This window comes from Falsiphaeobacter marinintestinus (assembly GCF_007923355.1).
GTDB lineage: Bacteria > Pseudomonadota > Alphaproteobacteria > Rhodobacterales > Rhodobacteraceae > Phaeobacter_A > Phaeobacter_A marinintestinus.
This window is the reverse complement of the sequence record NZ_VOGO01000003.1, coordinates 211,437-224,039: the sequence shown is the minus strand read 5'-3', so window position 1 is coordinate 224,039 and position 12,603 is coordinate 211,437. Positions and strand designations below refer to the sequence as shown.

The following is a 12,603-nucleotide window of genomic DNA, read 5'->3' as shown; positions in this document are numbered from 1 at the left end:
CTCATAAACAGTTATGAACACTCAAAAATCCATATCCCCCCGCGCCTGGGGCGAGCTTGCGCTTCTTGGTCTGATCTGGGGCGGATCTTTTCTGTCGATCCGCATCGCGTTAGATGAGGTACCCGTCGTAACTGCTGTTCTTCACAGGACTTTTTGGGCTATGCTGGTATTATGGGGCATGGTTTTTGCCCTCAGGTTGCCCATCCCGCGTGATCCCCGGATCTGGTTCAGTTTCCTGGTCATGGGTCTGTTGAACAACGTCATTCCCTTTGGTCTGATGACATGGGGACAGCTGCATGTGGAAAGTGGCCTGACCTCGATCCTGAATGCGGCCACGGCGGTGTTCGGCGTGATTGTGGCAGCGATGGTTTTTGCGGATGAACGTCTGACAGTTCGCAAGATCATCGGTGTCGGTCTTGGGTTTCTGGGCGTCGCGACGGCCATCGGTCTGGAACAATTCCTGACGTTTGATCTGCGCAGTACCGCGCAGCTTGCGATCCTCGGAGGCACCATTAGTTACGCATTTGCAAGTGCTTGGGCGCGCAAGCGGCTTGGAAACCTGCCGCCTCAGATCGCCGCTGCGGGGATGCTGACCGGGTCGACGCTGGTCTTGATCCCCGCGGCCCTGATCATTGACGGGCCTGTGGGCTTTGATCTGCAGCCAGTGACCTGGGCCGCCATCGCGTATTATGCGCTGATCGCCACCGCCGGAGCGTATCTGTTGTACTACCGTGTGCTTGCCATGGCCGGTGCTGGTAATCTGATGCTGGTGACCTTGCTGATCCCACCTGTTGCCATCGTTCTGGGCGCATGGGTTCTGGACGAAGAACTGCCGCCACGCGCCTTTGTCGGGTTTGCCCTTCTGGGGCTGGGCCTGCTGATCCTGAACGGGAAATTCGGGCGCCGCCGCGATTGACCCCGCTCGCGACCCTGTCTAGCAAGGGTTGAAAAGAGGGATCGGGTCAGATGCTGTACAACTCGGCTAAAGAATGGCGGGACGCCCCGCGCAAGCGCATTTTGTTTTTTGGCATGTCTGGCTTGGGAAAAACCTATGTCAGCAACATCTTGCGCGACGCCGGTAGCTGGTTTCACTATAGCATCGATTACCGCATCGGCACCCGGTACATGGGGGAATACATCACCGACAACGCCAAAGCCGAGGCGATGAAGGTGCCGTTCCTGCGGGATCTTTTGCTGACGGATTCGATCTATATCGGCTCCAACATCAGCTTTGAGAACCTGACGCCGGTGTCCACTTATCTTGGCAAGCCCGGCGATACAGCACGTGGCGGTCTGCCCATCGAAGAATATCGCCGCCGGCAGGAACAGTTCAGGCTGGCTGAAATCCACGCCCTGCTGGACACCGAGTACTTTATCGACCGTTCCGAGCGGCTGTATGGGTATCCGAATTTCATCTGCGATACTGGTGGATCAATCTGCGAATGGGTCGACCCGTCAAACCCGGATGATCCGGTGCTGAGCGAACTGGCCAAACACAGTTTGATGATCTGGATCAAGGGCGACGAGGCCCATACCGAAGAACTGATCCGTCGCTTTGATCGGGCACCCAAGCCGATGTCCTACCAGCCTGAATTTCTGGCAAGGATGTGGACCGCTTATCTGAGCGAAAACAACTGCATGGAAGAAGATGTTAATCCGGATACCTTCATCCGCTGGACCTATGCCAAGGCGATGGCCCACCGCCAGCCACGCTATCAGGCGATGGCCGATAACTGGGGGATCACTGTCACCGCAGAACAGATGGCCGCGATCCGCGATGCCGAGGACTTTACCAGTCTGATCGCCGAAACGCTTGAGATGCAGGGATAAATCCATTATCCCAGCACACCTTTATCCTGAATCCCAAACAAACGGCTTAAGAACATGCCCATCAAAATCCCCGCAGATCTTCCCGCCTTTGACGTGCTCACGCGCGAGGGTGTGATGGTGATGGACGACGATGCGGCCGTTCATCAGGATATTCGTCCGCTGAAAATCGGGTTGCTGAACCTGATGCCGAAGAAGATCCAGACCGAAAACCAGTTCGCGCGCCTGATCGGAGCGACTCCGCTTCAGATCGAACTGACGCTGATCCGGATGAGCGACCACAGAACCCGGAACACGGCGGCTGAACATATGGCCAGTTTTTATCGCCCGTTTCAGGAGGTCAAAGACCTGAAACTGGACGGTCTGATCATCACAGGTGCGCCGATTGAACATCTTGAATTCACGGATGTGGATTACTGGAATGAATTGACCGAGATTTTTGAGTGGACCCAAACCAACGTGCACTCGACCTTTGGCGTCTGCTGGGGCGGGATGGCGATGATTTACCATCTGCACAAGGTCAAGAAGCATATGCTGGATCACAAGGCATTCGGCTGTTTTCGGCATCAAAACCTTGAGCCGGCATCGCCGTTTCTTCGTGGGTTTTCAGATGATTGCGTCATACCTGTCAGTCGTTGGACCGAAATGAAGCAGGCTGAAATTGACGCGGTGCCAGCGCTGAAAACACTGCTTGGCAGTGATGAAGTCGGGCCTTGTCTGGTCGAAGATCCCGAACATCGCGCGCTCTATATCTTCAACCATTTCGAATATGACAGCGATACGCTCAAGCAAGAATATGATCGCGATGTTGAAAGCGGGACGGCGATTAACGTGCCGGTGAACTATTACCCCGATGATGATCCAAGCCAGCGACCGCAAAACCGGTGGAGATCGCACGCGCACCTTCTATATGGAAACTGGATAAACCAGATTTATCAGACAACCCCGTTCGATATTGATAAGATTGGCCAGTAACCTCCTGTTCTTCATTGCTTTAGCCTCGGTTGCTGGGGTCGCTCTGGTGCTGTGGAAAGCGGCCCGGCACGAAACACGTGCCGAAGCCGCATATCCGCCCACGGGCCAGATCGTGGATCTGGACGGGGTCAAAGTACATGCTCAGGTCATGGGCCGTGGTCCGGATGTTGTGCTGATCCATGGATCCAGCGGCAATTTGCGGGACATGACATTTCGCCTGGCCCCGGCGCTTGCTGACCGCTATCGGGTGATCGCGTTCGATCGGCCCGGGCATGGCTATTCTGACCGGATCAACACGACTGGCGCCACCATTGCTCAGCAGGCCGATCTGATGCGGCGTGCAGCGCAGGAACTGGGCGCAGATAAACCCATCGTGTTGGGACAAAGCTATGGCGGGGCTGTTGCTCTGGCCTGGGCTGTCCATCATCCCGATGCGCTGTCGGCACTGGTTCCGGTTTCGGGCGCCTCTCACCCCTGGACGACGCCGCTGGGCATGTTTTACCGGGTCACGTCCTCACGTCTGGGCAGCGCCTTGATCGTGCCCTTGCTGACCGCGTTTGTCAGCGATCAGCGGGTCGAACACGAACTTGCCTCGGTCTTTGCCCCGCAAACCACGCCCGACGGGTATGGGCATCATTTCGGCCCCGGATTGACCCTGCGGCGTAAATCCTTGCGGGCCAATGCGGTGCAGCGGGCGAATTTACTAAATGAAATAAAGGCGCAGTTTCAATCCTATCGCGACATTTCAGTCCCGACCGAGATCCTGCACGGTACGGACGACGCAACGGTCAGTATTTCGATCCACGCCGAGGCGCTGGTGCGTGACATTCCAGACGCGGTTCTGACCCGGTTGGATGGGATCGGCCACATGCCACAACACGTCGCCGTGCCCGAAATTGTGGCTGCCGTGGATCGTGCTGCCGTACGGGCGGGTTTGCGTTAATCCGATTAACATCCCATATTACCCTGAAAGACCAAGACCAAAAGGCAGGCACATGACCCTTCCCTTCGACGGCGCGATTTCGCGTTTTTTCAAGGACGAAGCCCCGGATCAGATCCGGAATGCGATCAAGCGGGCCGAGAAAAACGATATCCTTGACCCCGATTATCCACATTCAGAACGGCTGGCCCGCAAGGTCTATGAGAAAGAGCTTGAGGCGTTGCAGATCGAACTGGTCAAAATGCAGTACTGGGCCAAGGAAACCGGTCAGCGGGTCATGATGATCTTCGAAGGTCGGGATGCCGCCGGCAAAGGCGGAACGATCAAGCGATTTCGTGAATATCTGAACCCACGCGGTGCGCGCGTCGTGGCGTTGGCAAAACCGACCGAAGCCGAGCAGACGCAATGGTATTTCCAACGCTATATCGATCATCTGCCCTCGGGTGGTGAGATCGTTTTTTTTGACCGCAGTTGGTACAATCGTGGCGTCGTTGAACACGTGTTTGGCTTTTGCGAACCCGACCAACGTGAACGGTTCTTTCGCCAGGTGGTGCCGTTTGAGCAGACGTTGGCCAATGACGGAGTGCATGTGTTCAAGTTTTGGCTGAACGTGGGCCAGGCTGAACAGTTACGCCGTTTTCTGGATCGCGAACAGGATCCGCTGAAGCAGTGGAAACTCAGCTCGATCGACGTCAAAGGCCTGCAGAAATGGGATGCTTATTCGGATGCGATCAAGGATACCCTGACCCGCAGCCAATCTGACGCGACGCCGTGGACCGTGATCCGCTCGGACGACAAGCGGCGCGCGCGTTTATCGGCCATTCGGCATGTTCTGTTGACACTGGACTATGACCGCAAGGACGAAAAGGCGCTCGGGGGTGCTGATCCGTTGATATGTGGCGGGCCGGAGATCTGGGGTGGCTAAAAAGCGTGGTTATCATCACGGCAACCTGCGTCAGGCCCTCATCGAAGCCGCCCTGCAGCTGATCGAAGAGAAAGGCCCGACCGGCTTTACCCTGTCAGAGGCGGCCAAGACGGCTGGTGTCACGCCAGCGGCGGTCTACCGCCACTTTGCAGGTCGCGAAGACCTGATCGCCGAGGCCGCGCGACAGGGCTTTGAGATGTTCGCGGATCTGATGCAATTTGCCTATGACAAAGGCCAGCCATCGGCATTGGCGGCGTTTGAGGCGACAGGTCGAGCGTATCTGGCGTTTGCCCGCAAGAACCCAGGCCATTATATCGCGATGTTCGAAAGCGGTATCTCGCTGAACCGAACACCTGAACTGGCCGCCGCTGCGGCCCGCGCGCGCAGTGTTTTGGAGCAGGCTGCGGCGGATCTGTCCCAACGCATCCCGCCTGAAAAGCGCCCGCCGGCATCGATGTTCAGTGCGCATATCTGGGCGCTCAGCCACGGAGTCGTTGAACTTTATGCGCGCAATACGGGCACGGCATCGCCCTTTCCGCCCGAAGACCTGCTTGAAACCGGGATCGGGATTTACCTGCGTGGCCTTGGCCTGATCGCGCCAGATGAATGAGCGTTTTCTTGACCTTCTGGAAATCCGCATGATAGCGACCCTGCGAAACAGCTTGTGCTGGGCATTTACAGACTCGGAACTGGAACCCGGCTGTGTTTGCAAGTCTGAAACCCGCAGTTTTGCCGAGGATCGACGTGGCTGAAAAAACCGCAAAGACTGATAGCGCCGCGACGCCTGCTCCCCTGATTTCGGTCATCACCGCGACCTGGAACTTGGTTCAATCGGGTCGTGCAGACAGTTTCAAGCGTATGGTCGAATGTATCAACAGCCAGTCGTTCAGGGAATATGAGCACATCATTCAGGACGGCGCATCTGACGATGGAACGCAGGATCTGATAAAAAACGTGACGGCCGATTCAGACAAGGTCCGGTTTTATTCTGCACCTGATCTGAACCTGTACGACGCAATGAACAAAGCAGCCGCCCATGCAACGGGTGACTATTTGCTGTTCGTCAACTCGGACGACGCCTTGGTGTCGGCTGACATATTTCAGAATGTCGCTGATCGCTTGCAGCAGACAAACGCTGATTATGCCTTTGGTCGGGACGTTCCGATTTCGAGTGATGGGCAACAGCAGGAATCCGCACGTACGAATGTCAAAGCCGTTTTGCAGCGCATGCCCTTTGGGCACAACTCGGTCTTTATTCGACGCTCAGTTTTTTTGAAGCTTGAGGGTCATGACATTTCTTATCCGGCAGGCGCAGATTACGACCTGATACTTCGCATGATTGCGCAGGGGTATTCGGGGCTGGATCTTGAGATGCCGATTTCGGCGTATTGGACACGCGGCGTATCTGCGGATGTGGATCAGGTCGCCAAGGATCGCGCCAGGACGTGGAAGGCGTTTTTTGAAACCCTTGACGCAGGCAACGGTTTGTCCTTGGCGGCGTATGAGCGCTGTTCGCGAAACGGGCATTTACCGGTTGGCGTCCTGTTTCGTGTGATCAGATCCGCTGATACAACACCACCGCTAAGGGCTGCCGCCTGGCATAGCCTTGCCAAGTCTTTGAAGCGCAGTGTGCAACCCTGGCGTTTTAAATAGCTGGCCGCCACAGCGCCGATCGGCGCCTATTGAGTTAGGGCTGCTTGCTGCGGGCGATGAAAATGTCGTGTTCGATGTCCCATATCAGACCGTGGCTGTCGGCCCATTCCACCAGAAAACTGCGCGACGGATACTGCGAAAACCCCGGTTTGGCCGGATCGAAACAGCGCATGTCGTCTATCATCACGGCGACGGCGTCCCATTGGGCCATATTGTCCGATATCGCCTGCAGTTCTTCCCGTACGGGGCAATCAGTTTCGCCCTGAAACGTGCCCTCGCCCGAATAATGTCCATCCAGCCAGAAGCAGACATTGCCTGACAATTTCGGGATCAGGTCGGGAAACACGTCTTCGCTGACGCCCTTGATCACCTCGACGTTGGGATTGTCCGCAAACCGAGCCGTAGCCGAGGCATGCAGTTCAGGCATCGGTTCAATGGTGTGGATCTGCGCCGCAAACTTGTCCAGAAAGGCGGTGGTATTGCCCATATTGGTGCCGGTTTCGACCCAGGTTGCATCCGGCAAGGCATAGCGTTGCAGCACACTGCGTTTGGCCACGGCCGGGGCCGGTACATCAAACCCATCTTCCAGCCAGTCGATCAGGGCCGAGCCGTACCGAATACGCTTGTAAAACCGGCTGTCTTTGAACCCCATGTCACGATCCCCAGGCTGTGCGCATTTTATACGTTGGCGGCAGAATAGTTCGCAAAAAAGGCCGCGCAACAGTGTGAGCGGCCTTTTCTGTAATTTGTCGCAATAGCGATTAACGCTTCGAGAACTGGAAGCTCCGGCGCGCCTTGCGCTTACCGTATTTCTTCCGTTCCACAACGCGGCTGTCGCGGGTCAGGAAGCCAGCGGCTTTCAAAGCGCCACGCAGCGACGGATCATAAAGCTGCAGGGCTTTGGACACACCGTGCTTGACCGCGCCGGCCTGACCCGAAAGGCCACCGCCTTTGACGGTTGCATTGACGTCGAACTGGTCTTCGACACCGGCAACCTGGAACGGTTGGCGCAGGATCATCTGCAGCACCGGACGGGCGAAATAGATTTTCATCTCTTTGCCGTTGACGGTCACTTTGCCGGAACCCGGCTTGATCCAGACGCGGGCGACCGCGTCCTTCCGCTTGCCAGTTGCATAAGAGCGGCCCAGCTCGTCGCGCACGGGCTCGTGCGAGACCAGTTCTTCGGCCACGGTTTCGACGCCTGCGACGGCGCTCAACTCTTCGAGAGTGGTGATCTGATCAGCCATCTGGTTCAGCTCCGGGTGTTTTTCTTGTTCATGGACTTCACGTCCAGAACTTCAGGGGCCTGGGCTTCATGCGGGTGATCGCCACCGGCATAAACGCGCAGATTGGTCATTACCGAACGGCTCAGGCGGTTGCCCGGCAGCATGCGCTTGACGGCCTGGGTCACGACGCGCTCGGGGTGCGCACCTTCCAGGATCTGCTGTTTGGTACGAGATTTGATGCCGCCCGGATGGCCGGTGTGCCAATAGAAGTGCTCTTCGCGCTTCTTGCCAGTCATCTGCACCTTTTCGGCGTTGATGATGATGACATTGTCACCCATGTCCATGTTTGGTGTAAACGAGGCTTTATGCTTGCCGCGCAGACGCATGGCAACGATCGAGGCAAGACGACCCAGAACAACGCCTTCGGCGTCGATCAGGATCCATTTCTTGTCGATGTCTGCCGGAGTCGCAGAAAAGGTTTTCATCGCTTCGGTCCTGTTTGACGTGAAAAGCGGGCGCACCGTGCACCCGCCAGAATTCGATGGATGGGGTATATGGAAACCCCGTGCTCTGGTCAATGCCGTCAAGATCTAAATAAGTGCATCTTATCAATGGCTTGCAAATTAGGTATAATAATACCCCACCTTTAGACGCTTATGCTCCCCGATGGATTGTCCAGCAGATCGCGCAGCCGCTGCATTGCGTCTTCAAACGTCGACAAAGGCAGGCCAGCGTTAACAGCCATACGCACCGCATGGGGCGTTCGGGCATTGCGACAGGCATAATCTTCGGACGGGCGAATACGAACGCCGACGTTTTCGGCGGCCATACAGAACGCCCCTGCCCTCCAGCCTTCTGGCAACGTCAGCCACATGAACGGCGTTTCCGGATGCCAGCCCAGTTGATACATGCCCAGAATGTTCGCGGCAGTTTGCAGGTAGCGGCTGTTGACCCGACGCATCTCGGCTTCGATTTGGGGCAATTGCGGATGGGTCAGTAGCGCCGCAATCAGGTCGGTGATCAGGGTCGAAACGCCAAAGAACCCGTACTCGGCTGTCCGACGCATGCGCGTAGCCGCGCCATCCGGCCCGATAGAAAAGCCAAAGCGCAAGGCGGGAGTCAGTGATTTTGACACCGAAGACGTGTACCAGCTCCGCTCGGGCGCGAGCATCCGATAGGACGGCGCGTTGCCGTCGCGGACCATATAACAGGCGTCTTCCAGAATTTGCAGATCGTTCCGCCGGGCCACGGCAACAAGCGCCTCTCGCCGGTGGGTCGGTGTGAACAGCCCTGTCGGGTTGTGCACATCTGCCGTGGTGCAAAATATCTGCGCGTCGTGATTGCGCGCGGCGGCGTCTAGAGCTTCGGGGATGACGCCATGTTCATCCATTGCAACCGGCACGACATCTGCACGCAACAACTCGGCAGCGCGGCGGAACCCAGGGTATGACAGCTCTTCGACCAGAATTGCGGGGCGACGCCCGCGCAGCAGAGTCTGGAACAGCAACGAGATGGCATTCTGTCCGCCGTTCGCCAAAACCACCTGATGTTCAGCAATCGGCCCCAGCGGCAACCCGTCAAGCCAGTGCACCACGGCTTCGCGGGCCGGGCGGGCCCCGGCCTGACTTGGATAGTGCATCAGGCCCGAGGGCGGCAGTGCGGCGATGTCTGCCAAAAGACTTCGGATCAGCGTTGTCTGACCGGTGTTGGGCAGATGCGGCGAAAACAGGTTAACCTCGTGGTCCGAGATCGGCGGCGCATTATGCGCGATAACGTCGATTTCTATGGGGCGGCCAGAAGCGGTTTTGTCTTCGAAGAAAGGTTTCGCGACAAAGGTGCCGCGCCCGACTTCGGCTGTCAGAACGCCTTCGTCGGTGAGGACCGTATAGGCCCGTGCGACCGTCCCCGGCGTGATGCTGAGTTGGAAGGCCAGTTCCCGAACCGGAGGCAGTTTGGCGCCAACGGATAACTTGCCGGTCTCAATTGCCTTACGGATCGTTTCGGACACTTGCTTGTACTTCGGCCCGTCGGCGTTTGGCAGGGTGTTTGGCCAAATTGTACCCATTACAATCTTTCCTTTGAACTTGTGGCAACTTTGAATGTACCAATAATGCATGCCAAGTAAAGGCTATTGTATTGGTACAATGGAAAGGGAAGTGACCAATGACCCGTTTGATGCAAACGAATGCTCTGATGCTGTTGACCACCAGCCCCCGGCTGCCGCTGATCGCTGCTGTGGCGATCCGTTTTGCCAGCGTGGTCACGGAATGGGAACATAATCGCCGAACCCGACACGTCCTCAAACACCTCGACAATCATATGCTGGAAGATGTTGGCCTGACCCCTGCCGAAGCGCGCAGGGAAGCTGCGCGACCGTTCTGGCAGTCCTGATCCGAATTCCCCGTCCGACACTTCGGACCTCTTACTGGCCGGGGCTTGTCCCCGGCCCTTTTTTTTTGTCGCGGCCCTATTCGGGGCGGCAGACTTCATCGCGGGTGATCGCCACAAGGGTTCGATACACCAGACCGGCGATGATGACGCAGAGTGTCAATAGGGACATAAAACCAATGACTTGATGCGCCATGGATTGCATAATGTGTGCGTATCGGAACGAGGCTATTGTCAGGGCCGCCACCGGAAAGGACAACGCCCACCAGGACAACGCAAACGGCAAGCGCACTAGCTTTGGCAACTGCATCACGATCAGCAGCGCAAAAACGTAAGCAGAGTTCAGAAGAATGCGGGCGAAAGGATCAATCTGGCCTACCAAGTTGTAGTAAGCGACAAAAGCCACTGCCGGCGGGGCGATCAGGATCACCATCGTCGGGAACAACCGCCCGGGAATCGGATCGTGAAACACCATGCGATTGAACACCAGGGTCAGCAGAACGATCCAGAAGATCATTCCGCCCGAGAAAAACAGCCACGACACCTCAGTGTATCCCATATGTGCCCCGGCGACTGGTACAATGACGTTGCCAACGGCAGGAATGAACCACGCAGGCGTCAGGTGCCCCTGTTCAAACGACCGGTTGCTTATCCACCCTGTCAGAACTGAAAGCGTCAGGATGCCTTGTGCGGCCACGCCCATTAGCCACACGATCCGGGCAATTCCAGGAAAGTCCGTATAGAGCGCAGTGGCTGTCAGCAGCAGGGCGATTGACATGGTCGGGAAGAACGCCAGCTTGACGGGATGGTTCCATTCATCTTTGAGCGCGTCTGGATATCGCAAAAACTTTAGCGCGTAGATTCCTGCGATACATGCAAAAACCAAGATTGAGACCGCAAGGAACACGTGCGATGCCACATCGGCCACAGGCAAAAAGGGGCTGGAGGACTGGAAAGCCAAAGTCAGCCCCATCAGCCCCATGATCACCGCAAAGAACGTCACTGGAAAATGCTCCAGTCGGCTGAACGAAGCCGTTTCGGGGCCGGATAATGTGTCGATGTTGTGATTCATGGGCGACCCCAGGTTGGTGTTTGTCCGGAGTCCCGCATGTCGGTTGCTCGCGGACATTGATACAAATCAAACCTGCAGATCAGAGTGATCGTGTCGGGTCTTTCTGGCGGCCTTTAATGCATCAGCCGACATGCACCGGCGGGATTGAATAGGTCATGCTGGCCCGCGCGACTGGTTTGTCCGATCCATCCGAAAACATCAGCACATCTCCGACAGCCAGAGCGCGACCCAGTTTTAACAGGCGGCAGTGAGCAACCACGTCCTTGTCGGCCTCGGGCTTGCGCATGAAATCCAGCGAGCAATTTGTGGTCACGGCCAGTGCCTTACGCCCGATCCGCGCCAGCACCATCGCATAAACACACACATCTGCCAGCGCGAACATCGACGGGCCAGACACGGTTCCACCGGGCCTCAGGTGCCGCTCGGCGGTCAGCAGCCGCATGGTAATGGAGTCTTCGGTCAGTTCATCAATCGAAAAATCGTTTCGGATTTGCGGAAACACCTCGTTCAGGTAGTCGGTCAGTTCTTCCTTGTTCAGCGCCAGTGACATGCTTTTCCTTCCCCGTCGTTCCCCATAGAGTTGCCGCAGGATCAATAGGGAGGGCAAGATGGCAATTCTGGAACGTCACGACACGGGGGCCGTGGCCCATCTAAAAATGAACGCGCCTGAGCGTTTGAATGCCCTCTCGGATGAGATGATCGCGGCGTTGCAGAGCGAACTTGATGCGCTGAAACAAGATCGCTCGATTCGGGTTGTGACGCTGTCGGGCGCGGGCAAGGCGTTCTGCGCAGGGCACGATCTGAAACAGATGACTGCGGGCCGACAGGCGGAAGATGGCGGGAGGGCCTATTTCAAGGACCTGTTTGATCGCTGTACCGCGATGATGACCTCGATTCAAACCCTGCCGCAGCCGGTTATTGCCAAGGTTCACGGCATCGCCACGGCGGCGGGTTGTCAAATGGTTGCGACCTGCGACCTGGCCGTTGCCGCCGAAGGCACCCGGTTTGGTGTGAACGGCGTTAATATTGGCCTGTTTTGTTCAACTCCAATGGTTGCTCTGTCGCGCAACATACCACGCAAGCAGGCGTTAGAGATGCTGACCACAGGCCAGTTCATCGAAGCCGCGCGCGCCGAAACCCTGGGGCTTATCAACAAGGCGGTGCCCCCAGACCAGTTGGACGCGGCCACCGAAGAACTGGCTTCGACCATCGCGGACAAACTGGGCGCTGCTGTCAAAATCGGGAAAGAGGCGTTTTATCAGCAGATCCAGATGCCCATGGCCGATGCCTATGCATATGCCAGCGACGTCATGGTCGAAAACATGCTGTATCGCGATACCGAAGAAGGCATTGCGGCTTTCATCGACAAGCGGGACCCCGATTGGCAGCAATAGGGCGATCGTTTCACGAAATCGCTGGCATTGTTTCCAATCCGGCACTTTCAATATGGGCAAGACTATGTCACTTACGTGGCACGGTTAACACCGAGACGCTTTTTGGGTCGCCGCAGGCTCCATGTCCCTCCAGCCGGATCTCTCTCCGGTCGACAGGCAGCCGCGGCGACCCCAAAACACCCCCGCCACAATCTCATATCTGA

Annotated in this window: 15 protein-coding genes; 9 read left to right on the top strand and 6 right to left on the bottom strand. The window is 56.9% G+C overall.

Translation table 11 applies throughout. The features are described from left to right. Positions 1-13 precede the first annotated feature (13 nt). The 7 genes from FOY56_RS08310 to FOY56_RS08280 all read left to right on the top strand — a co-directional run bounded on the left by FOY56_RS08310 (position 14) and on the right by FOY56_RS08280 (position 6,320). The gene (locus FOY56_RS08310) at positions 14-916 is read left to right on the top strand and encodes a DMT family transporter (RefSeq protein WP_146345374.1); all 903 of its coding nucleotides are present in this window, start codon (positions 14-16) and stop codon (positions 914-916) included. Between the two features lie 50 nt (positions 917-966). Continuing rightward, positions 967-1,830, top strand: a complete 864-nt coding sequence (locus tag FOY56_RS08305; protein ID WP_146345373.1) for an ATPase — start codon at positions 967-969, stop codon at positions 1,828-1,830. A gap of 54 nt (positions 1,831-1,884) precedes the next feature. Further along, on the top strand, positions 1,885-2,802 hold the full coding sequence (gene metA / locus FOY56_RS08300; protein ID WP_146345372.1) for a homoserine O-acetyltransferase MetA: 918 nt from the start codon (positions 1,885-1,887) through the stop codon (positions 2,800-2,802). Next, a complete protein-coding gene (locus FOY56_RS08295; protein ID WP_146345371.1) occupies positions 2,792-3,745 on the top strand; it encodes an alpha/beta fold hydrolase in 954 nt (317 codons plus the stop codon). Before metA ends, FOY56_RS08295 begins: the two co-directional genes overlap by 11 nt. Before the next feature lie 52 nt (positions 3,746-3,797). After that, positions 3,798-4,667: a polyphosphate kinase 2 gene (ppk2, locus tag FOY56_RS08290; protein WP_146345370.1), complete on the top strand. Its 870-nt coding sequence runs from the start codon at positions 3,798-3,800 to the stop codon at positions 4,665-4,667. After that, positions 4,660-5,277, top strand: coding sequence for a TetR/AcrR family transcriptional regulator (locus tag FOY56_RS08285; protein ID WP_146345369.1), 618 nt, complete (start codon positions 4,660-4,662; stop codon positions 5,275-5,277). The genes ppk2 and FOY56_RS08285 overlap by 8 nt, the downstream gene beginning before the upstream one ends. Positions 5,278-5,411: 134 nt before the next feature. Then, positions 5,412-6,320: a glycosyltransferase gene (locus FOY56_RS08280; RefSeq protein WP_186766280.1), complete on the top strand. Its 909-nt coding sequence runs from the start codon at positions 5,412-5,414 to the stop codon at positions 6,318-6,320. Between the two features lie 34 nt (positions 6,321-6,354). Here FOY56_RS08280 and FOY56_RS08275 read toward each other — a convergent pair whose 3' ends face one another. The 4 genes from FOY56_RS08275 to FOY56_RS08260 all read right to left on the bottom strand — a co-directional run bounded on the left by FOY56_RS08275 (position 6,355) and on the right by FOY56_RS08260 (position 9,611). Then, entirely contained in the window at positions 6,355-6,972 is a 618-nt protein-coding gene (locus tag FOY56_RS08275; protein WP_146345367.1) for a class I SAM-dependent methyltransferase, read from the bottom strand. Positions 6,973-7,081: 109 nt separating this feature from the next. Then, positions 7,082-7,567: a 30S ribosomal protein S9 gene (rpsI, locus tag FOY56_RS08270; RefSeq protein ID WP_146345366.1), complete on the bottom strand. Its 486-nt coding sequence runs from the start codon at positions 7,565-7,567 to the stop codon at positions 7,082-7,084. Between the two features lie 5 nt (positions 7,568-7,572). Next, on the bottom strand, positions 7,573-8,031 hold the full coding sequence (gene rplM, locus FOY56_RS08265; protein ID WP_146345365.1) for a 50S ribosomal protein L13: 459 nt from the start codon (positions 8,029-8,031) through the stop codon (positions 7,573-7,575). A gap of 161 nt (positions 8,032-8,192) precedes the next feature. Beyond that, the gene (locus tag FOY56_RS08260; RefSeq protein ID WP_146345364.1) at positions 8,193-9,611 is read right to left on the bottom strand and encodes an aminotransferase-like domain-containing protein; all 1,419 of its coding nucleotides are present in this window, start codon (positions 9,609-9,611) and stop codon (positions 8,193-8,195) included. A 98-nt stretch (positions 9,612-9,709) separates the two neighbouring features. Between FOY56_RS08260 and FOY56_RS08255 the strand changes: the two genes are divergently transcribed. After that, positions 9,710-9,937 (top strand): DUF1127 domain-containing protein, encoded by a 228-nt coding sequence (locus FOY56_RS08255; RefSeq protein WP_146345363.1) that lies wholly within the window; start codon positions 9,710-9,712, stop codon positions 9,935-9,937. Between the two features lie 76 nt (positions 9,938-10,013). Here FOY56_RS08255 and FOY56_RS08250 read toward each other — a convergent pair whose 3' ends face one another. After that, positions 10,014-11,006: an SLAC1 anion channel family protein gene (locus tag FOY56_RS08250; RefSeq protein ID WP_146345362.1), complete on the bottom strand. Its 993-nt coding sequence runs from the start codon at positions 11,004-11,006 to the stop codon at positions 10,014-10,016. A 121-nt stretch (positions 11,007-11,127) separates the two neighbouring features. Continuing rightward, positions 11,128-11,556 (bottom strand): PaaI family thioesterase, encoded by a 429-nt coding sequence (locus FOY56_RS08245; RefSeq protein ID WP_146345361.1) that lies wholly within the window; start codon positions 11,554-11,556, stop codon positions 11,128-11,130. A gap of 58 nt (positions 11,557-11,614) precedes the next feature. Between FOY56_RS08245 and FOY56_RS08240 the strand changes: the two genes are divergently transcribed. Then, the gene (locus FOY56_RS08240; RefSeq protein ID WP_146345360.1) at positions 11,615-12,400 is read left to right on the top strand and encodes an enoyl-CoA hydratase; all 786 of its coding nucleotides are present in this window, start codon (positions 11,615-11,617) and stop codon (positions 12,398-12,400) included. Positions 12,401-12,603 lie beyond the last annotated feature (203 nt).

Coding starts and splice junctions, on each gene's coding strand:
- FOY56_RS08310 (WP_146345374.1), top strand. CDS start 14: ATGAACACTCAAAAATCCATATCCCCCCGCGCCTGGGGCGAGCTTGCG.
- FOY56_RS08305 (WP_146345373.1), top strand. CDS start 967: ATGCTGTACAACTCGGCTAAAGAATGGCGGGACGCCCCGCGCAAGCGC.
- metA (WP_146345372.1), top strand. CDS start 1,885: ATGCCCATCAAAATCCCCGCAGATCTTCCCGCCTTTGACGTGCTCACG.
- ppk2 (WP_146345370.1), top strand. CDS start 3,798: ATGACCCTTCCCTTCGACGGCGCGATTTCGCGTTTTTTCAAGGACGAA.
- FOY56_RS08275 (WP_146345367.1), bottom strand. CDS start 6,972: ATGGGGTTCAAAGACAGCCGGTTTTACAAGCGTATTCGGTACGGCTCG.
- rpsI (WP_146345366.1), bottom strand. CDS start 7,567: ATGGCTGATCAGATCACCACTCTCGAAGAGTTGAGCGCCGTCGCAGGC.
- rplM (WP_146345365.1), bottom strand. CDS start 8,031: ATGAAAACCTTTTCTGCGACTCCGGCAGACATCGACAAGAAATGGATC.
- FOY56_RS08260 (WP_146345364.1), bottom strand. CDS start 9,611: ATGGGTACAATTTGGCCAAACACCCTGCCAAACGCCGACGGGCCGAAG.
- FOY56_RS08255 (WP_146345363.1), top strand. CDS start 9,710: ATGACCCGTTTGATGCAAACGAATGCTCTGATGCTGTTGACCACCAGC.
- FOY56_RS08250 (WP_146345362.1), bottom strand. CDS start 11,006: ATGAATCACAACATCGACACATTATCCGGCCCCGAAACGGCTTCGTTC.
- FOY56_RS08245 (WP_146345361.1), bottom strand. CDS start 11,556: ATGTCACTGGCGCTGAACAAGGAAGAACTGACCGACTACCTGAACGAG.
- FOY56_RS08240 (WP_146345360.1), top strand. CDS start 11,615: ATGGCAATTCTGGAACGTCACGACACGGGGGCCGTGGCCCATCTAAAA.